General features: G+C 41.2%; 18 protein-coding genes and 1 other RNA gene. 17 read left to right on the forward strand and 2 right to left on the reverse strand.

Translation table 11 applies throughout. The features are described 5' to 3' along the window. Window positions 1-189: 189 nt before the first annotated feature. The 16 genes from rpoN (at window position 190) to ssrA (ending at window position 16,122) form a co-directional block, all read left to right on the forward strand. The gene (gene rpoN, locus A5N88_RS21060; protein WP_066269688.1) at window positions 190-1,530 is read left to right on the forward strand and encodes an RNA polymerase factor sigma-54; all 1,341 of its coding nucleotides are present in this window, start codon (window positions 190-192) and stop codon (window positions 1,528-1,530) included. A gap of 17 nt (window positions 1,531-1,547) precedes the next feature. Further along, the gene (locus A5N88_RS21065) at window positions 1,548-1,787 is read left to right on the forward strand and encodes a glutaredoxin family protein (protein ID WP_066269691.1); all 240 of its coding nucleotides are present in this window, start codon (window positions 1,548-1,550) and stop codon (window positions 1,785-1,787) included. 131 nt (window positions 1,788-1,918) lie between these two features. Then, complete coding sequence (locus A5N88_RS21070) at window positions 1,919-2,944, forward strand: sugar-binding transcriptional regulator (RefSeq protein WP_066269693.1); 1,026 nt, start codon at window positions 1,919-1,921, stop codon at window positions 2,942-2,944. Window positions 2,945-3,017: 73 nt separating this feature from the next. Next, window positions 3,018-4,025: a type I glyceraldehyde-3-phosphate dehydrogenase gene (gene gap, locus A5N88_RS21075; protein ID WP_066269695.1), complete on the forward strand. Its 1,008-nt coding sequence runs from the start codon at window positions 3,018-3,020 to the stop codon at window positions 4,023-4,025. A 204-nt stretch (window positions 4,026-4,229) separates the two neighbouring features. Then, on the forward strand, window positions 4,230-5,414 hold the full coding sequence (locus A5N88_RS21080; protein WP_066269697.1) for a phosphoglycerate kinase: 1,185 nt from the start codon (window positions 4,230-4,232) through the stop codon (window positions 5,412-5,414). A gap of 93 nt (window positions 5,415-5,507) precedes the next feature. Continuing rightward, complete coding sequence (gene tpiA, locus A5N88_RS21085) at window positions 5,508-6,269, forward strand: triose-phosphate isomerase (RefSeq protein ID WP_066269699.1); 762 nt, start codon at window positions 5,508-5,510, stop codon at window positions 6,267-6,269. Further along, the gene (gpmI, locus tag A5N88_RS21090) at window positions 6,262-7,797 is read left to right on the forward strand and encodes a 2,3-bisphosphoglycerate-independent phosphoglycerate mutase (RefSeq protein ID WP_066269701.1); all 1,536 of its coding nucleotides are present in this window, start codon (window positions 6,262-6,264) and stop codon (window positions 7,795-7,797) included. The genes tpiA and gpmI overlap by 8 nt, the downstream gene beginning before the upstream one ends. Before the next feature lie 116 nt (window positions 7,798-7,913). After that, window positions 7,914-9,209 (forward strand): phosphopyruvate hydratase, encoded by a 1,296-nt coding sequence (eno, locus tag A5N88_RS21095; RefSeq protein ID WP_066269705.1) that lies wholly within the window; start codon window positions 7,914-7,916, stop codon window positions 9,207-9,209. Window positions 9,210-9,411: 202 nt separating this feature from the next. Then, window positions 9,412-9,903, forward strand: coding sequence for a hypothetical protein (locus A5N88_RS21100; RefSeq protein WP_066269706.1), 492 nt, complete (start codon window positions 9,412-9,414; stop codon window positions 9,901-9,903). 186 nt (window positions 9,904-10,089) lie between these two features. Beyond that, window positions 10,090-10,242, forward strand: a complete 153-nt coding sequence (locus A5N88_RS25660; RefSeq protein ID WP_198160329.1) for a hypothetical protein — start codon at window positions 10,090-10,092, stop codon at window positions 10,240-10,242. A gap of 96 nt (window positions 10,243-10,338) precedes the next feature. Next, window positions 10,339-11,055, forward strand: a complete 717-nt coding sequence (locus A5N88_RS21105; RefSeq protein WP_066269711.1) for a DsbA family oxidoreductase — start codon at window positions 10,339-10,341, stop codon at window positions 11,053-11,055. A gap of 258 nt (window positions 11,056-11,313) precedes the next feature. Then, window positions 11,314-11,544, forward strand: a complete 231-nt coding sequence (gene secG / locus A5N88_RS21110; protein WP_066269713.1) for a preprotein translocase subunit SecG — start codon at window positions 11,314-11,316, stop codon at window positions 11,542-11,544. Window positions 11,545-11,864: 320 nt separating this feature from the next. Next, a complete protein-coding gene (locus A5N88_RS21115; RefSeq protein WP_066269715.1) occupies window positions 11,865-12,611 on the forward strand; it encodes an alpha/beta hydrolase in 747 nt (248 codons plus the stop codon). A 68-nt stretch (window positions 12,612-12,679) separates the two neighbouring features. Next, complete coding sequence (rnr, locus tag A5N88_RS21120; RefSeq protein WP_412733827.1) at window positions 12,680-14,971, forward strand: ribonuclease R; 2,292 nt, start codon at window positions 12,680-12,682, stop codon at window positions 14,969-14,971. Window positions 14,972-15,148: 177 nt separating this feature from the next. Further along, window positions 15,149-15,613: an SsrA-binding protein SmpB gene (smpB, locus tag A5N88_RS21125; protein WP_066269719.1), complete on the forward strand. Its 465-nt coding sequence runs from the start codon at window positions 15,149-15,151 to the stop codon at window positions 15,611-15,613. Window positions 15,614-15,760: 147 nt separating this feature from the next. Continuing rightward, window positions 15,761-16,122: a transfer-messenger RNA gene (gene ssrA, locus A5N88_RS21130) on the forward strand. Between the two features lie 425 nt (window positions 16,123-16,547). Here the strand turns inward: ssrA and A5N88_RS21135 are convergent. Next, entirely contained in the window at window positions 16,548-17,690 is a 1,143-nt protein-coding gene (locus A5N88_RS21135; protein ID WP_066269721.1) for an AbrB family transcriptional regulator, read from the reverse strand. A gap of 466 nt (window positions 17,691-18,156) precedes the next feature. On the opposite strand from A5N88_RS21135, the gene A5N88_RS21140 reads away from it, so the two are divergent. Beyond that, window positions 18,157-18,882 carry a ZIP family metal transporter gene (locus A5N88_RS21140; RefSeq protein ID WP_066269723.1) on the forward strand — a complete coding sequence of 242 codons (726 nt, stop codon included), beginning with the start codon at window positions 18,157-18,159 and terminating at the stop codon, window positions 18,880-18,882. Between the two features lie 30 nt (window positions 18,883-18,912). Here the strand turns inward: A5N88_RS21140 and A5N88_RS21145 are convergent, their stop codons facing one another. Further along, the gene (locus A5N88_RS21145) at window positions 18,913-19,809 is read right to left on the reverse strand and encodes a DMT family transporter (RefSeq protein ID WP_066269730.1); all 897 of its coding nucleotides are present in this window, start codon (window positions 19,807-19,809) and stop codon (window positions 18,913-18,915) included. Window positions 19,810-19,879: the final 70 nt, after the last annotated feature.

A 19,879-nucleotide genomic window follows, 5' to 3' on the forward strand; every position in this document is an offset into this window, starting at 1 on the left:
CATGTCATGTCATAATCGGCATGGTGCGGTTTTTTAATTCAATTTAACACTTTACTGCACGAAAGGGGTCTGACCCCTTTCGTGCAGTAAAGTGTTAAAAAATATCCGCTTTATTTTTGAAAATACATGTACTGATTTATGTGTGTGATGTAAAATAGGGAATAAGTACAGTGCTTTGGGGGGATGAACATGGAACTGCAGACTGGTTTATGGCAAAATCAATCCTTAAAGTTAGCAATGACCCAGGAGCTTAAGCAGGCAATCGAGCTTTTAGCTTATTCAGCAGAGGAATTAGCTGCGTTTCTTGAAGCGGAAGCAATGGAAAATCCTTTAATTAAACTGGAACATTCTTATTTAACCTTCGTTGATTCACGCATTGATATATCGCGAAAACAAAAAAAACAGTCGTTTGACCAAGGAAATCAAAGCTGGATTGAACAGGTCCCTCAAACCTCAGGATCCTTGTATGATGCTCTTTTTTTTCAAATCTCCATGAAAGCGTTACCAAAGAGGGAAGAACGAATCATAAAACAATTCATATATCATTTGGATTTGAATGGATATTTCGCGGTCGGCATGGAGGATGCTGCTGCAGCTGCCAAAATTTCGCTGGCCGAGGCAGAGGAATGTTTACAGCTGCTGCAAACCCTCGAACCGGCAGGTGTAGGGGCAAGGACGCTGCAGGAATGCCTTCTCATTCAAATAGAAAGAAACGGAAGAAAGCATGCACTGGCAGAACCGATATTATCCAGCCACTTTCTTGATTTTGCAGAAAAAAGGTGGCGGAAGCTTTCGAAAGAACTGAAAGTATCTACAAAGGAAATTCAGGAGGCAGCCGACTATATTCGTACATTAAATCCAAGGCCCGGTGCACGGTTCAGCCAGGCCAGCTCAGAATATGTCATTCCGGATTTAATCGTCATAAAACAGGATATGAATCTTGAGCTCCATTTATTTGAGAAGCATTTACCGAGTGTTACCTTTCAAAAGGACTATTACAGGGACCTTTCTATGTACAGAGACCGGCAGGTGCAGAAATTTTTAAAAGAGAAGGCCCGCGGCTTCAGGACCATAACCAAAACACTGGATCAGCGCCGTAAAACGATTTATGAGGTGGGTATGGCTTTATTGGAACAGCAAAGGGATTTCTTTTTAAAAGGCCCCTTCTATTTAAAGCCGCTCACTCTAAAGGAAGTCGCTGATCAAATTGGTGTACATGAATCTACGGTAAGCAGAGCAGTCAAAGGGAAATATATACAAACTCCACATGGTACATTTGAGATGAAAAAGTTCTTTTCAGCAGCTCTTGCCGCAGTGGAAGAACAAAATGAATCCCAGGCATCTGCCGCACAAGTGAAAAACAAAATAATAGAAATGGTACGCCAGGAAAATAAGATGAAGCCTTTGTCCGACCAAAATATTGCAGATGCCTTTAAGAGGATGGGAATTATGGTTTCCCGCAGGACAATAGCGAAATATCGGGAGCAGCTTACTATCCTCCCCTCCTCGAAACGAAAAAGATATGAATAGCAAAGGGGGCCGCATTCTTGCAAATCATTTTATATTCCAGACAGGGCTGCCACCTTTGTACAGAAGCAAAGGAAGTGCTGAAGGATCTGCAGCGTGACTTTTCGCTGGAGATCATTGAACGAAATATTGATGAGAGCGAAGAATGGATTGAAAAGTATGGACTGATGATTCCTGTTGTCGAATCAGAAAATGAAACTCTTCAATATGGGCAAATTGATTATTTTTCATTAAGGAAACGTTTACAATGGAAAAGCTGATGTTTCAGAGTTGAAATACAAAATTTACCCTGCTAAAATAAGAATTGTAGCAAGGGTAAATTTTTTTTGAGTGAATGGGACACAATATGTCTGGCCGGGACGTTATAGGTCCCGAAAAGGAGAAAAGATTCATGCACTCAATGGTTGAGATTCAAAAGCTATTAATGCCGGATGTACTTTCCGTCATGGAAAAGCGCTACCAGATTCTGCGTTCCATCTATTTTATGGAGCCTGTAGGAAGAAGAACATTAGCGCAGACCATAGGCCTTTCAGAAAGGATTTTGCGCAGTGAGGTGGAGTTTTTTAAAAAACAGCATCTTATTGATATTCAAAATTCCGGAATGAAGGTTTCTGAACAAGGTTTAACCGTGTTGAAGGAATTGGAAAGTATGATGAATGAAATTTCGGGTATAAATGAAATGGAAAGAAAATTAAAGGAAGTTCTTAATCTCCAAGAAGTCATAATTGTTCCCGGCAACAGTGATGAAGCACCGTGGGTGACAGCAGCTCTTGGCAGAGTATGTGCCAGGAGAATGAAGGAAATGCTGATAGGGGACAATATTATCGCTGTTTCAGGAGGATCGACAATGGCGGCTGTGGCTGACATGCTGACACCTGATTTTGCAGGCAGGAAGAATCTGTTATTTGTCCCGGCGCGCGGAGGCATTGGAGAAGATGTGGAAATTCAAGCCAATACGATTTGTTCTAAAATGGCTGAAAAAACCGGAGGAAAACACCGGGCCCTTTATGTTCCAGATCAGGTTAGCCCCGAAGTGTATCAATCGTTTACAAAAGAACCATTTATTAAAGAAGTCCTAAGTTTAATTGAACAGGCAAACATTGTTCTTCATGGAATTGGCGATGCCATGGCAATGGCGCTGCGCCGCAACACAAGACCCGAAGTAATAGAGAAAATCGAGGCTGCACATGCAGTGGGCGAGGCTTTCGGCAATTATTTTAATGAAGATGGCCAAGTCGTGCACAAGGTGCCGATTGCGGGACTCCAGCCTGAGGATTTACCGCATGTCGAACATATTCTCGCAGTGGCAGGCGGTGCATCAAAAGCAAAAGCGATTAAAGCCTACATGAAGAGCGCAATAAAGTCTTCTGTCCTTATCACCGATGAGGGAGCAGCAAAAGAAATTTTATATTCATAGTCAATTGCTTTTAAAAGGCTTGTCCTTTTGAAATATAAAACAATAAACTATCCAATCTAAGGAGGCAATATAAATGACAGTAAAAGTTGGTATTAATGGATTTGGCCGTATTGGACGTAACGTATTCCGCGCAGCTTTAAAAAACTCTAACGTTGAAATCGTAGCAGTTAACGACTTAACAGATGCAAACATGCTTGCACACCTTTTACAGTACGATACTGTACACGGAAAGCTTGAAGAAACCGTTACTGTAGACGGAGACAGCCTGGTTGTAGGAGGCCATAAAGTAAAAGTACTTGCTGAGCGCGACCCTGCTCAATTGGGATGGGGAGACCTTGGTGTAGATATCGTTGTTGAATCAACTGGACGTTTTACAAAACGTGAAGATGCAGCGAAACATTTAGAAGCTGGTGCGAAAAAAGTAATTATTTCTGCTCCTGCCAACGGCGAAGATATCACAATCGTTATGGGTGTTAACGAAGATAAGTATGATGCCAAAAACCACCATGTCCTTTCAAACGCTTCTTGTACAACAAACTGCTTAGCTCCATTTGCGAAGGTTCTTCATGAAAAATTCGGCATCAAGCGCGGTATGATGACAACCGTTCACTCCTATACAAATGACCAGCAAATCCTTGATTTGCCTCATAAGGATTACCGCCGTGCACGTGCAGCTGCAGAAAACATCATTCCTACAACTACAGGAGCTGCAAAAGCAGTAGCACTTGTTTTACCTGAATTAAAAGGTAAATTAAACGGTATGGCAATGCGTGTTCCAACTCCTAACGTATCTGTTGTGGACCTTGTTGCTGAGCTTGACAAAAACGTAACAGCTGAAGAAGTAAACGCAGCTTTAAAAGAAGCGGCTGAAGGCGATTTAAAAGGAATTCTTGCATACAGCGAGCTTCCATTAGTATCTACTGACTACAACGGTGCAACTGTTTCTTCTACTGTAGATGCATTGTCAACTATGGTTCTTGAAGATAATATGGTAAAAGTTCTATCTTGGTATGACAATGAAACAGGCTACTCCAACCGTGTAGTTGATTTAGCTGATTACGTTGCTAAACAAGGACTATAATTTTTAACAATATCTAACAGCGGTCAATTTAAATGGTGTTTCCATTGATATCAGTGGAAAAATCGGTCCCCGAATTATAAAATAGTAGGGGGAAAAGGGGAGCGGGGAAGATTCCCCCTCCCTTTTTACATAAAACATAGCAGACGAGGGTATTGATATACGGGTGTACCCTAGTAAATAACAGGTAAAAAGGAGGCCTTTTAAATGAATAAGAAGACGATTAAGGACATCGATTTGTCCGGTAAACGAGTGTTTTGCCGTGTTGACTTTAACGTTCCTTTGAAAGATGGAAATGTAACAGATGACACAAGAATCCGCGCTGCCCTTCCTACGATTCAATATTTAATGGATCAGGGGGCGAAGGTCATTCTGGCAAGCCATTTAGGGCGTCCAAAGGGTGAAGTCGTAGAAGAATTAAGACTTACTCCTGTAGCAAAACGTTTAAGCGAATTGCTTAAAAAAGATATTCGCAAATCCAATGAAGCATATGGTGAAATCGTACAGAGCGACATTAACAAAATGGAGAATGGTGACGTGCTTCTTCTTGAAAATGTTCGCTTTTATCCAGGCGAAACGAAAAACGACCCTGAACTGGCAAAAGCCTTTGCAGATCTTGCAGATGTCTATGTAAATGATGCTTTTGGAGCAGCGCACCGTGCCCATGCTTCCACTGAGGGAATTGCTCACCATCTGCCTGCTGTTGCAGGATTCCTTTTGGAAAAAGAGCTTGAGGTGCTTGGAAAAGCCATTTCACATCCTGAACGTCCATTTACTGCTATTATAGGCGGAGCTAAAGTAAAGGATAAAATCGGCGTAATTGAAAATCTGCTTAACCTGGTGGACAACCTGATCATCGGCGGCGGACTTGCGTATACTTTTATCAAGTCACAGGGCCATGAAATTGGCAAGTCACTTCTTGAAGAAGACAAAATTGATTTAGCCGCTTCTTTCATTGAAAAGGCAAAAGAAAAGAATGTGAACTTCTATATGCCGTTAGATGCCGTTGTAACGGATGAGTTTTCCGAAACAGCTAACACTAAAGTGGTATCGATTGACAGCATTCCTGCAGATTGGGAAGCAGTGGATATCGGACCTAAAACAGTGGAGCTATATAAAGAAGTGATACAAAAATCCAAGCTCGTGGTTTGGAACGGGCCTATGGGTGTTTTCGAAATGGATATTTTTGCAAACGGAACAAAAGGTGTCGCACAGGCACTTGCGGATGCAAAGGATACGTATTCCATTATTGGCGGCGGAGATTCAGCAGCTGCAGTAGAAAAATTCCATCTTGCTGATCAAATGGATCATATTTCTACAGGCGGAGGCGCGTCCCTCGAATTCATGGAAGGAAAAATATTGCCGGGTGTTGCAGCTTTAAATGACAAGTAAGAACATTTAATAGATAATAGGCAATGAAGGGCAAAAATAGGAGCACCAATTCTAAATAGCCCTGATTCCATGATGAGAGAGGACTGGTTCACGATGCGTAAACCGATAATAGCGGCAAATTGGAAAATGTATAAAACAATGTCTGAAGCAAAAACTTTTGCAGAAGAGGTATCAGAACATATTCCTGACAGGGTCAAAGTGGACAGCGTGATATGCGCACCTGCTTTATTCCTGGACCGATTGGTAGAAGCAACTAAGAACAGTCATGTAGAAATCGGAGCACAAAATATGCATTTTGAAGAAGATGGGGCATACACCGGAGAAATCAGCCCCAGGGCGCTGCAGGACATAGGTGTAAAATATGTCATTATCGGCCATTCTGAACGTCGCTGCATGTTTAATGAGACGGATGAATGTGTCAATAAAAAAGCAGCTGCCGCTTTTAAATATGATTTAACTCCTATCATTTGTGTCGGCGAGACACTGGAACAGCGTGAACAGAATCAAACAATGGATATAGTAGAATCACAAGTGAAAAAAGCTCTCTCTGATTTGTCAGAAGAGCAAGTAAAGAAGACGATTATAGCATATGAGCCTATTTGGGCCATTGGCACAGGCAAATCTTCAACCGCTGATGATGCAAATGAAGTATGTGCACATATCCGTCAGGTGATCAGTGAAAACTTCTCACAAGCAGCGGGCGATTCTATACGCATCCAATACGGGGGAAGCGTAAAGCCTGCTAATATTAAGGAATTCATGGCGCAGCCTGATATTGATGGTGCACTTGTCGGCGGGGCAAGCCTGGAGCCTAACTCGTTTTTACAGCTTTTGGAGGCGGTCATCAATGAGTAAATCACCAGTAGCACTTATTATTCTAGACGGTTTTGGCCTACGCGGCGAAACAAAAGGAAATGCGGTTGCTCAAGCAAAGAAACCGAATTTTGACCGTTACTGGAATACGTATCCCCATAATCAGCTGATTGCAAGCGGAGAAGCAGTCGGCCTACCGGAAGGACAAATGGGGAATTCAGAGGTTGGACATTTAAATATTGGCGCAGGCCGTATTGTCTATCAAAGCCTTACACGTGTAAATGTAGCCATACGTGAAGGAGTATTTCAAGAAAATGAAACCTTCATAGGGGCGATCGAAAATGCCAAGAAGCAGGATTCAAGCCTTCATTTATTTGGTCTTTTGTCTGACGGCGGTGTTCACAGCCACATTCGCCATTTGTTCGCTTTATTAAAGCTTGCGGCGGACCAGGGACTAAAAAAGGTATATGTTCATGCCTTTCTTGACGGCCGTGATGTTGGGCCCAAAACAGCTAAAAAATATATTGAGGAAACGGAAGCGAAATTCAAAGAGTATGGCGTTGGACAATTCGCGACGATTTCCGGAAGATACTATTCAATGGATAGAGATAAGCGCTGGGATCGTGTAGAAAAATCCTATCGTGCAATGGTCTATGGAGATGGCCCCACTTATTCTAATCCAATGGATTTAGTGGATGATTCCTACGAACATGGAATCTTCGATGAATTCGTGATTCCTTCAGTTATGTTGGGCGAAGATGGCAAGCCTGTTGCAACCATTAAAGATAACGATTCAGTGATCTTTTATAATTTCAGGCCGGACCGTGCCATCCAAATCTCCAATACCTTTACAAATGAGGATTTCCGTTCCTTTGACCGAGGACCTGGACACCCTAAAGACTTATACTTTGTTTGTTTGACTCACTTTAGTGAAACCGTTGACGGCTATGTTGCATTTAAGCCAGTGAACTTAGATAATACACTTGGTGAAGTTCTTTCTCAAAATGGCTTGAAGCAGCTAAGGATTGCGGAAACAGAAAAATACCCGCATGTCACCTTTTTTATGAGCGGCGGGCGTGAAGCTGAATTCCCGGGAGAGGATCGCATCCTCATTAATTCACCAAAAGTAGCAACATATGATTTGAAGCCCGAAATGAGCGCATATGAAGTGACAGATGCTTTGGTAGCTGATATTGAGGCGGATGGCCATGATGCCATCCTGTTGAATTTTGCGAATCCGGATATGGTTGGCCATTCCGGAATGCTCGAGCCTACAATCAAAGCGATTGAAGCAGTGGACGAGTGTCTGGGCAGAGTGGTAGAAGCCATCCTGGCAAAAGGCGGCACGGCTATCATTACGGCAGACCATGGAAACTCAGACGAAGTGGTAACGCTCGAAGGACAGCCAATGACGGCTCATACTACAAATCCAGTACCAGTCATCGTAACGAAAAAAGGAATTGAACTCCGCGATGGAGGCATTCTAGGCGACTTAGCGCCAACCATGCTCGATCTGTTAGGTGTCAAAAAGCCATCGGAAATGACAGGAATCAGTATCATTAAGCACTAAAGCGTTAAAGCGTTAAAGGGGTCTGACCCCTATCGTGCTTTAAAGCAGCAAAGACCAACAACATACAACCAACAAAAATAATAACCTTAAATCTACAATAAAAAGGAGTAATGAACATGCCACAAATTACAGAAGTATACGCACGCGAAGTATTGGATTCCCGCGGCAACCCAACAGTAGAAGTAGAAGTTTATACACAATCAGGAGCATTTGGACGCGCATTAGTACCAAGCGGTGCTTCAACAGGTGAATATGAAGCAGTTGAGCTTCGCGACGGAGACAAGAGCCGTTACAACGGAAAAGGCGTTCTTAAAGCGGTTGAAAATGTGAACGAAGTGATCGCAGAAGAACTAATTGGCTATGATGTAACTGAGCAAGTGCTAATTGACAAGCTTTTAATCGAGCTCGACGGAACAGAAAATAAAGGAAAATTAGGTGCTAATGCCATCCTTGGCGTATCTATGGCTTGCGCACGCGCTGCTGCTGATTTCCTTGGAGTGGAATTATACCAATACCTTGGAGGCTTCAATACAAAACAGCTCCCAACTCCAATGATGAACATCTTAAATGGCGGTGAGCATGCTGATAACAACGTTGACATCCAGGAATTCATGGTAATGCCTGTCGGCGCGCCTTCATTCAAAGAAGCGCTTCGTATGGGTGCTGAAATCTTCCACAGCTTAAAAACAGTATTAAAAGAAAAAGGTCTTAACACAGCTGTTGGTGACGAAGGCGGATTCGCTCCAAACCTTAAATCTAACGAAGAAGCTCTTCAAACAATCATTGAAGCAATTGAAAAAGCAGGCTACAAGCCAGGTGAAGAAGTTATGCTTGCAATGGACGTTGCATCTTCTGAGCTATTCAATAAAGAAGACAAAAAATATCACCTTAGTGGTGAAGGTGTTGTCAGAACTTCTGAAGAAATGGTTGAATGGTATGAATCTCTTGTTGAGAAATACCCAATCATCTCAATTGAAGATGGTCTTGATGAAAATGACTGGGATGGCCATAAGCTGTTAACACAACGTATTGGCCATAAGGTTCAATTAGTAGGCGACGATTTATTCGTTACAAATACCAAGAAATTAGAGCAGGGTATCGAGCAAGGCATAGGCAATTCTATCCTAATCAAAGTGAACCAAATCGGTACATTAACTGAAACATTTGATGCGATTGAAATGGCAAAACGCGCTGGCTACACAGCAATCATTTCCCACCGTTCTGGTGAAACAGAAGATACTACTATCTCTGACATTGCTGTTGCAACAAATGCTGGACAAATTAAAACAGGTGCTCCATCACGTACAGACCGTGTTGCGAAATACAACCAATTGCTTCGCATCGAAGACGGACTTGCTGATACTGCACAATATCTTGGCAAAAATTCTTTCTACAACCTTAAAAACAAGTAATTAATTGAACCTGCTTCAGCTAAAAGGGCTGATTAAAACGGATACGCCCCTGGGAATAACATTTCCTGGGGGTTTTTTATTAATGTAAAGTAAAGCTGCCTTTAAACAAAAAGATAGTATGTTACAATAGGTTATAATCCTTTTTTATTGTTATTAATAGCGATTAACAAAATAATTGAAATCGCGAAAGGAGAGATTCCTATTGAAGCAAAAAGAGAACCGAAACGGTAAAGCAAGTGTTAAAAATATAAAGAAGCGTTACATGGCAGCTATCCTAATTGCAGTTGGAATAGCAGGAGCTGTTATCACAAATTCCTTCCATGCAGCATCCAATGCACAAGCAAGCTCAAAGCCAGCTGTGCAGGATCAATCCAATCTCTTTAATTATTTTAAAAGTGGTGCCTCTGTTTCCTACACAATGCCCAAAAAGCAAAGGGATACTGTAAAGGTCAGCTTCTATAATGATATTAATACACCCGTTAACATATATGTTTCAGTTGAAAAATATAATGCCAGCAAGAAAAAATGGGAGCAGTACGGTCAGACTGCTAAGGCACTTAACCTTAAAGAAGGAGATACACCAACGGATGAGCTAAAAGGTTTTCAGACAGGAAACTATCAGATCCGGGTGAAAATCAAAAAATCCAGCCGCTTTATTGCAGATCAAGTTATCAACAAATTTGTAATCCGTTAGTGTACACATGAGACAATAAAATACATGGCACAGGGCAGATTCCCTCTGGAATTGCCCTTTTTTTATGGACTTTGTAAAAAACTGCACACCAAAGCAGGGGCTGAAGCGGAAATCAACCAGCAGGAGCGACCAGAGTACTGCCCATATCGTAGTGAAAGCCTGAAATAGAAATAAATACAAAGTTGATTGGAACGTAAGGCACGAGACTCCTGCGGGAAAAGCAGGCTTAGGGAGACCCCACAGGAGCTTGCGACGAGGAGGCTCCCGGCTGCCCGCGGAAAGCGAGTGCCTGAAGCGGAAATCAACCAGCAGGAAGATCAGGGCACAACCATCTATTAATCGAAATGCTTTAAACTAGAACAATTCACCTAAAAAGTCTAATATATATAGGCATATTATTATTGAAAAAAGCTCAAAAGAAGAGAGGTATATTTAATGAGGATAGAAGTATGGTCCGATTTCGTTTGTCCATTTTGCTATATAGGGAAAAGAACATTAGAACAGGCTTTGGAAAAATTCTCTCATAAAGATCAAGTAGAAATAGTATATAAAAGCTACGAGCTGCAGCCCGATTTAAAAAGTGATTTAAACGTGTCTGTTGATGAGATGCTAGCCAAAAAAATGGGTATGACAATTAACCAGGCGAAAGAAATGAATAAACAAGTCATACAAAGAGCAGCAGAAGCAGGTTTAAAATATAACTTTGACCAAATGAAACAAACCAACACCCTGGATGCTCATCGGTTAGCGAAATACGCTGAGGGCAAAGGAAAAGGGGCTGAATTAACCGAAAGAATATTGAAGGCCCATTTTACTGAATTTCAATTTATTGGGAGTCATGAAACACTCATTAACCTCGCAGCAGAAGTTGGTCTGGATCGGGAAGAATCCCAAAAGGTATTAGAAGGCAAAGATTATCTAGAAGAGGTGCGTGCTGAAGAAGCAGAAGCTGCTCAAATCAGAATTCAAGGCGTGCCATTCTTTGTCTTAAATCGTAAATATGCTATTTCAGGTGCTCAGCCTATTGGTGTATTTATAAACGCTTTGGAAAAAGTTTGGGAGGAAGAAAATCAATTTTCTCCTTTACAGCCAATTCAGTCAAAGGAAGGGCTTGTTTGCAAGGATGACAATTGTGAAGTTCCCGTAGATTAATAGAAAATGAAACGAATAAATTTTACAGCTTCAGGTTTTTGAGCAAAATGCACAAGTCTGGTTTGTTGATTTATATAACCATATTCTATTGAACTGAAAAGTACGAGGGAACTATGAAAAGAGCAAGAGGAGAGATTAATAAAAAAGGCCTAAATGAAGCTGCAAGGTTAGAAAAGCCTGAAAAATTAGTTTGTAGTTAACAATAAACTATGGTACATTTATAGTAAGTTTGGACGGTCGTCTCAGGAGGTAGGCAGAATGCATACACTATTTTTGGTTTTGTTAATCATTGATGCAATCGCATTAATTATTATTGTATTACTGCAAGCAGGAAAAAGCGAAGGATTGGCAGGCGCTATTTCCGGTGGAGCAGAACAGTTATTTGGAAAGCAAAAAGCCCGCGGTATTGATCTAATCTTAAATCGAATTACTGTCGTACTTTCAGTGCTGTTCTTTATTTTTGCCTTAGCGGTGAACTTTTTCTCATAATAGACAAGTGAAATGAAAACCTGGTCTAATGCGGCCGGGTTTTTCTTTATTTCACTTTTTCGGTCTCTAATGACTATGCCATCCAGTCTGTACGCCGTTAACAGGTGCTTTCCGTTTTTCAAGATGTCCAGCTGCAGTTGGAAGGATAAAGACCAATCCTTCCTATCATCGGCTTGACTTATGCTAGTCGCCGATAAGCAGGCATCTTCAGTTTTTCTATACATATTTCTGGATTGTTTTGGCTTTCTTTGTTAAAAATAATAGTAGGGCTGTATATACATAAAAATATTATTGGTTGATAAAAAAGAGGAGCTTACAGCATGAAAATCGTACCACCGAAACCATTTACTTTTAAAGCCGGCAAGAGAGCAGTATTACTATTGCATGGATTTACGGGGAACTCTGCTGATGTTCGTATGCTTGGAAGATTTTTGGAGAAAAAAGGATATTCGTCTCATGCCCCTCATTATAAGGGACACGGTGTTCCGCCGGAAGAATTGGTGCATACTGGTCCTAAGGACTGGTGGCAGGATGTGATAAATGGATACGAACATTTAAAGTCACAGGGATATAACGAAATTGCCGTTGCAGGTTTGTCCCTGGGCGGGGTATTTTCTTTGAAATTAGGTTACACTGTACCTGTAAAGGGTATCGTTCCGATGTGCGCCCCTATGTATTTAAAAAGTGAAGAAACGCTCTATCAGGGGGTTCTCGAGTATGCTAGACAATATAAACAGCTCGAGGGGAAAACTCCTGAAGAAATTGATAGGGAGATGGAAGAGTTTCGTAAAACCCCAATGAATACACTGAAGGAGCTTCAGGAATTAATAGCGGATGTTCGAAATAATGTTGATATGATTTACGCTCCTGTTTTTGTTATACAGGGAAGATTGGACCATATGATCAATACGGACAGCGCCAATATTATTTATAATCAAATAGAATCCGTGCAAAAAGAAATAAAATGGTATGAAGAGTCAGGTCATGTTATTACGCTGGACAAGGAAAAGGACCAGCTGCACGAGGATGTATACCAATTCCTTGAGTCATTGGATTGGTCAAAATAAGCACCCTTAAAGGAGGGATGAAGTTGGAAGAAAATACACAAAAGCATATAGATCGAATTTTATCTTATATGAAGGAAGAAGCCTATAAGCCATTAACCGTGCAAGAGTTAGAGGAAGTATTCGGGATTGATGATTCCTCCGAATTCAAAGAGTTTGTGAAAACATTAGTTTATATGGAAGAAAAGGGGCTCGTTGTCAGAACCAGAAGCAATCGCTATGGCTTGCCTGAGAAAATGAATTTGATTCGGGGCAAATTGACTGGCCATGCAAAAGGCTTTGCTTTTGTGACGCCGGAGGAACCGGGCATGGATGATATTTTTATTCCTCCGCATGAAGTGAATGGAGCGATGCATGGAGATATGGTCATTGTCCGGGTTTCTTCCAAAAGCTCAGGAGCAAGAAGGGAAGGCAGCGTCGTCCGTATACTGGAACGAGGAAACACAGAAGTAGTCGGAACCTATACGGAAAGCAGACATTTCGGTTTTGTTATTCCGGATGATAAAAAATTCGGAAGTGATATATTTATTCCGAAGAATGCAAGTGCGGGGGCTGTGGAAGGTCATAAAGTAGTGGTCAAGCTGACATCTTACCCTGAAGGACGTAAAAATGCAGAAGGAGAAGTTATTCAAATTCTGGGACATAAAAATGATCCGGGAGTCGATATCCTTTCCATCATTCATAAGCATGGTCTTCCGCAGGCCTTTCCTGAAGAAGTGATTGACCAGGCAAACAGCACACCTGATACCATTGATGAAGATGAAATCGGCAATCGCCGCGATCTTCGCGGGCAAATGATTGTGACCATAGATGGAGCCGATGCAAAGGATTTGGATGATGCCGTCACTGTCCAGCAATTGAGTAACGGCCATTACAAGCTTGGAGTACATATTGCCGATGTAAGCCATTATGTAAAAGAAGGCTCGCCAATTGATCGGGAAGCGTTTGAAAGAGGCACCAGTGTGTATCTCGTGGATCGTGTGATACCAATGATTCCGCATCGTCTGTCAAACGGGATTTGTTCTTTGAATCCAAAGGTAAATCGTTTTACTCTTTCCTGCGAGATGGAAATTGACCGAAATGGAACAGTCGTCAATCATGAAATCTTTGAGAGTGTTATTAAAACGACAGAACGAATGACCTATTCCGATGTCAATAAAATTCTTGTGGATAAGGATGAGGAGCTTCGCAAGCATTATGAGCCGCTTGTTCCAATGTTTGATGAAATGGAAAAGCTTGCACAAATCCTTAGAAACAAACGTATGGAAAGAGGAGCTATCGACTTTGATTTTAAAGAAGCAAAGGTGATAGTGGACGAAGAAGGAAAGCCAACCGATGTCGCAATCCGCGAAAGGTCAGTTGCAGAGCGTTTAATCGAGGAATTCATGCTTGCAGCAAACGAAACCGTTGCTGAACATTTTCACTGGATGGATGTACCGTTTATGTACAGGATCCATGAAGATCCAAAAGAAGAGAAGCTCCAGCGCTTTTTTGAGTTTATCACGAACTTTGGCCTGATTGTCAGAGGCAGTGCCAATTCTGTTCATCCTCGAGCGCTGCAGGAAATCATCGAAGCGGTTGAAGGGAAGCCGGAGGAAATGGTGGTTTCAACTGTCATGCTCCGTTCCATGCAGCAGGCGAAATACGATCCTGAGAGTATAGGGCATTTTGGGCTGTCAACAAAATTCTATACACACTTCACTTCTCCAATCCGCCGTTATCCAGATTTAATCGTTCATCGGCTGATTCGTACCTATTTAATTGACGGAAAGATGGATGCTGCCACACAGGCAAAGTGGGATGCTGTCCTTCGTGAAATTGCAGATCATACATCCAAAATGGAACGCCGTGCAGTCGATGCTGAACGCGATACAGACGAACTGAAAAAAGCTGAATATATGGAAGATAAAATTGGCCAAGAATACGACGGAATTATTAGTTCTGTTACGAACTTCGGTATGTTTGTGGAATTGCCAAATACTATTGAGGGTCTTGTCCATGTCAGCTACATGACAGATGATTATTACCATTATGATGAGCGGCAATTTGCTATGATTGGCGAGAAAACGGGTAATGTCTTTAGAATTGGGGATGAAATTACCGTTCGGGTGATTAATGTTAATAAGGACGAGCACGATATCGACTTTGAAATTGTTGGAATGAAGAATGTAAAATCACGCAGTCCAAGAGATGAAAAACCACGCATCGTTAAAGTACGCTCACAGGATGGCAAAGAGAAAACGAAAGGCTCCGAGCAAAGGGGTGGCAGTGATGAATGGTCAACCCGTCCTCCAAGAAAGAAAAAGAAGAAGAAGAACTATGAAAATGCACCGAAAGCAAAACGAAACAAAAAACGCAAATAAATAAGGCTTTTTTCGTAAACTTTGCTGTTAAATGAGAAAAAATGGTTCATACGTTTTGTATTAAAACTCATAATGATTATCCAGTAAAAAAAAGGCAGCAGTGAGGAAACAGCTATAGAAAAAGAGGGCGCCAGGCAGTTTATGCCTGGTGCTGCAGAAAAACCGGGGGGAGTATAAATGCCAAAAGGACAAAGTAAACCAGTTGCCCAAAATAAAAAGGCTAACCATGATTATTTTATTGAGGAAACCTTCGAAGCAGGCATTGTTCTGCAAGGAACCGAAATAAAATCGATTCGGGCAGGAAGGGTGAACCTGAAGGATTCCTTTGCAAGGATTCAAAAAGGGGAAGTATTCATCTATAATATGCATGTCAGCCCATATGAACAAGGGAACCGATATAATCATGATCCGTTAAGGACCAGGAAGCTGCTGCTCCACAGAAAGCAGATTAATAAATTAATTGGAGAAACAAAAGAACAAGGCTATTCACTAGTGCCATTAAAAATGTATATTAAAGACGGCTTCGCAAAGGTTCTACTAGGTCTTGGACGTGGTAAAAAGAAATATGATAAGCGGGAAGATCTAAAGAAAAAAGAAGCGAAGCGTGAGATTGAACGTGTCTTTAAAGCAAGGCAGCAATAGATAACAGGAATTTACAATTGCATTTTTCGACATCTATGCTATAATAAATCATGTAAGAGCCAGTTGATCAAAATTTAAGCTCATATTCTTGAGCATCCGACGTCAAGGCTGATCTCTGAAATACGAGATTTCAACCTTTATTATGAAGGGGACGTTACGGATTCGACAGGGGTAGTTTGAGCTTAAGTCGCGAGTCGAGGGGGTCGGCCTCGTTAAAACGCCAAAGCCAATAATAACTGGCAAAACAAACAATAACCTCGCTTTCGCTGCGTAAGTAGCTTAGCGGATCCTCCCTCCATCGCCCATGTGGTAGGGTCAGGGTCTCACTCTTAGTGGGCTACGCCGGTTGTCCTCCGCCTGAGGACGATGGAAGAGACTAATCAGGCTAGCACTTCAAACGCCTGTCGATAGGCAGATGAAGATGTGAAACACGAATATATCGACTACACTCGTAGACACTTAAGTGCCGATATCTTTGGACGTGGGTTCGACTCCCACCGTCTCCACCAAATACATACATTTTGTCTTGGTGGACTTAACTTATAAAACCTAAAGCATAAGTTTCCGTTTGGAAAACTTATGCTTTATTTATTTTCAGGTAAGGTTCTTTTCGTAAACTTTGTTGCTATTAGGATAAATGAATCTAGGATACACAGGGTTTCAAGATTGACTATAAAATGACTTAAAGAAGAAAAGATTCCTCGATGCCTCACTTATTACGGATTAACACTTTTGCGAAAAGCACCAATATATCTGAAAGCAGCCTCAGAAAAAGTTCTTCTCATAATTTAACTTTTTTAATGCTAGAGGAAAAGAGGCCGCGAAAGCAATCTGTGAAATAACCTTTATCAACCTTCTGCATCAAACTAAAGTGAACAGGTAGATTGACGCAGCCTTCAGTATTCTAAAACTGTCGATGTGCAAGGCCATACGATTAAAATATTTTTTGGGAAGGTGCTTTTGTAACGACCTGTCTATTCAGTAATCTAAAAAAAGGCGGCAACAGAATAAAAATAGAGATTAACCGCATTACCTGAACAGCTACAACGAAATCAGAACCAGCGTGAAGCGCTGCAGAAGCAGTCGCCATCTCGGCAACGCCGCCGGGAGCGAATGCAAGCAATGCCGTGACAAACGGAATTTGAGTAAATTCTGAAACGCCCCATGCACAGACAGCCATTGCCGAAATCATGCCGGCTGAAGTCATTGATCCCAGCAGTATTATATTTTTAGATCCTATAAACATTTTTTTATTTAACTTTGAACCGATACTTGAGCCAATGAATACCTGTGCCAAAACAATGAACCAATGCGGCCACCAGGCAAGAAAGGTATTGCCGTGAATAAAAGAGCCAAGCATTTGTACGGAAGAAACTCCTATCATCCCGCCAACTAGCCATGGAGCAGGGAGTTTAATCTTTTTCCCCAGTAAATAACCTGCTCCAGAACCTAATATGAGAACAGCTGTCCAGCTTGCAGATCCCCACTCCAAAATACTCGTTATAGGAGATACCCCAGCTGCCGAGAAATTTACTGAGTTATCAGCAGATAGGGACGAACTGGCAAGGATCGGAACTGTACCGACTACCAGGAAAATCCGCAGCATTTGCACCAGACTGACGGTAACCGTATTTGCTCCAACTTCTTCTGCGATGCTTGGCATGGCTGAAATTCCGCCGGGTGTTGTACTAAATAAGCTTGTGAGGATATCTGCCTTGCTGAACCGCCAAAGAACGATCCCACACAGAAGGGAGAGAATGATTGAGAATAACAGCATGACCGTGATGATGACTGCATTATTTTCAAAAATAGCAATGACTGACATATTCATCTTCTGCCCCAATTCTATTCCGATGATTGCCTGTCCAATATAACGCCAATATGGATGGACCCCTTTATTGTTCTCTTTCATTTGAAACCATTGCGGTTGCCAAAATGAAAGAATACCAGCCATTATCAGAGTTCCTACCATCCAGGCAATCGACATACCTGTCAAGGAGAGCAAATACCCGCCTGTACTGCTTGCCATAATAAATAAACCATTTTGAAGCAGTCTGTATTGCTTGAAATTCTTCATTAACCATGCTCCCTTTTTATATGATTAAATGAGCCTAAAAACATTGAAAATTATAGGAAGTGAATACCATGAAAGGACCAAAAATAAATAAAGATAAAATTCTAGTAAGTACCATTATTTTCTCTTCAAAAAGAGATACCTATTCTTACTATTTCATTAAAGTGAAAATCAAATGTATAAGGAGAGTAAGCGGAAGCTTTGCTGCTATAGAAATTTAGGAGCTATATATGAAAGAGGAAAGTGTTTAAATTGCGGTGCTTTTTAAATAGCTTACGAAAAGAGGGCGCAATGGAAGACAACCTACGAAACGACACTTTGTACGTCAAGCAACAAATAATGCGAAAACAGCCATGATATAAGATATCCCCTATGGAAAAACTTTATAGGCAATAACCCCTTTATGTCATTCTTTATTTGGGGATCTTTACATATCATTTAAAAAAGCTATGTCCAAAGGGTGGGGTTTTTGGTATTTAATTTAGGAATTTTTATAAGTGCATTGTGTACAACCATTGGAGCTTTACCCGCATTGTTATTCAGCCGAGTATCCCATCGATTAAAGGATAATTTGTTGGCGTACAGTGCAGGAATTATGGTAGCTGCATCTACTTATGCCTTAATTCCTTCTACACTTAAGCTCTCAAATATGTTTGTATTGACCATTGGAATGTTATTAGGCACTGTAACGCTTACTCTACTAGAAGTCAGTTTGCCTCATGCTGAGCTTGACCATATTGTTCCTTCTTCTAATCGAGCAAGTCCCATTTTATTAATTGCCGCTATGGCGATACATAATATTCCAGAAGGAATTTCAGTAGGAATTAGCTATGCCAGCCATTTAGATGATTTAGGATCCCTTGTTTCTTTTTCAATTGGTCTCCAAAACATACCGGAAGGATTCCTTATTTGTCTATTTTTAATTAGCAATGAAATTCCTAAGATTCCGGCTCTCATTTACACCGTATTTACCGCAGTAATTGAACTGGGTTCCTCTTTTATTGGATTGCAGTTAACTGATCAATATTTAAATTTAATACCATATGGACTAGCTTTTGCTGCAGGCTCTATGCTTTTTGTAGTATATAAAGAGCTGATCCCTGAAAGCCATGGTGATGGCAATGAAAGATCAGCAACTTTTTCCTTTATTATTGGATTATTAACGATGATTTTTATTATTGAGCTGTTTAGGTAGACGGGTTTAATTATTATTCATACGCTTTCACTAAGACGAAATATTATTAACTTTTTTCACCTGAGAAGACTTGCTAGTAAAATAAATTCCGGCAAATATGATTAGAAGTCCAATGATTAAATGGCTGCTAATGGGCTCCTTCATCAAGCAATAAGCCCAGATCATCGCAGTAACCGGAATTAAATAAGTGACGGTCGTGGCGAATTCGGGACTGCCCTGTTTCATTAGGTAATAATACAGAAGATGGGCAGTCCCCGAGCCTAAACAGCCCAAACCTATGACCGATAGGAGGAAGATTCCAAGTCCATTTTCTTCTAAATGCAGCTGGAAAGAACCTGTTAAGGCCATTCCAATTAAACCGGTGATAGCTCCTATAATTAATGAGCAGGCAGTGGTAACCAAGACGCCGGTTTCCTTTAAGTATTTTGCGGTATACTGCGAGGCAAAACCATATAAAAGAGTAGCAACCGCCATCGTTCCGATTCCGATAAAATGTTCCTGTAACAGGCTTCTTATATGAAAATCCATTAAAACCAAAATCCCTGCAAAACCCAGTATGACGCCAATCCATTGTTTTTTGCCTAAATGTTTAGAAAAAAAGATAAATCCGATAAGTGCGGAAAAGATAGGGGTTAGAGCGTTTAAAACAGATGCAGTGCTCGTATTGATTTGCGTTTCACTTAACGAAATAAATCCCCAGGGAAGTCCTGCATTACATAATCCGACAACCACTAAGTGTTTCCAGGGCAGGGGTCTTTTGATTTGTTTTCTTTTTTTAAGTAAAAACGGAAGCAGTAAAAGAGAGCCGGCGGTACAGCGAAGAAAGACTGTCCCCCAAACGCCGGCAGACTCTGTCAGTATTTTAATAAAAATAAATGAAAATCCCCAAATGAGGCTTAATCCGATTAAGGCGCTGTATAATTTCATGGAATTGATTCTCCTTTCATCCTCCTACTAAGCATTATGAGAGATGAAGGGAGAATTGTCTTTTCATATC

It is taken from the genome of Heyndrickxia acidicola, assembly GCF_001636425.1.
Lineage (GTDB): Bacteria > Bacillota > Bacilli > Bacillales > Bacillaceae_C > Bacillus_AE > Bacillus_AE acidicola.

What these genes read in the sequence shown, in the direction of transcription:
- rnr (WP_412733827.1), top strand. Translation starts at nt 12,680, where the DNA reads ATGAAGGAAGAAGCCTATAAGCCATTAACCGTGCAAGAGTTAGAGGAA.
- A5N88_RS21145 (WP_066269730.1), bottom strand. Translation starts at nt 19,809, where the DNA reads ATGAAATTATACAGCGCCTTAATCGGATTAAGCCTCATTTGGGGATTT.
- smpB (WP_066269719.1), top strand. Translation starts at nt 15,149, where the DNA reads ATGCCAAAAGGACAAAGTAAACCAGTTGCCCAAAATAAAAAGGCTAAC.
- A5N88_RS21070 (WP_066269693.1), top strand. Translation starts at nt 1,919, where the DNA reads ATGCACTCAATGGTTGAGATTCAAAAGCTATTAATGCCGGATGTACTT.
- A5N88_RS21135 (WP_066269721.1), bottom strand. Translation starts at nt 17,690, where the DNA reads ATGAAGAATTTCAAGCAATACAGACTGCTTCAAAATGGTTTATTTATT.
- rpoN (WP_066269688.1), top strand. Translation starts at nt 190, where the DNA reads ATGGAACTGCAGACTGGTTTATGGCAAAATCAATCCTTAAAGTTAGCA.
- A5N88_RS21115 (WP_066269715.1), top strand. Translation starts at nt 11,865, where the DNA reads ATGAAAATCGTACCACCGAAACCATTTACTTTTAAAGCCGGCAAGAGA.
- gap (WP_066269695.1), top strand. Translation starts at nt 3,018, where the DNA reads ATGACAGTAAAAGTTGGTATTAATGGATTTGGCCGTATTGGACGTAAC.
- tpiA (WP_066269699.1), top strand. Translation starts at nt 5,508, where the DNA reads ATGCGTAAACCGATAATAGCGGCAAATTGGAAAATGTATAAAACAATG.
- A5N88_RS21080 (WP_066269697.1), top strand. Translation starts at nt 4,230, where the DNA reads ATGAATAAGAAGACGATTAAGGACATCGATTTGTCCGGTAAACGAGTG.
- eno (WP_066269705.1), top strand. Translation starts at nt 7,914, where the DNA reads ATGCCACAAATTACAGAAGTATACGCACGCGAAGTATTGGATTCCCGC.
- secG (WP_066269713.1), top strand. Translation starts at nt 11,314, where the DNA reads ATGCATACACTATTTTTGGTTTTGTTAATCATTGATGCAATCGCATTA.
- A5N88_RS21105 (WP_066269711.1), top strand. Translation starts at nt 10,339, where the DNA reads ATGAGGATAGAAGTATGGTCCGATTTCGTTTGTCCATTTTGCTATATA.
- gpmI (WP_066269701.1), top strand. Translation starts at nt 6,262, where the DNA reads ATGAGTAAATCACCAGTAGCACTTATTATTCTAGACGGTTTTGGCCTA.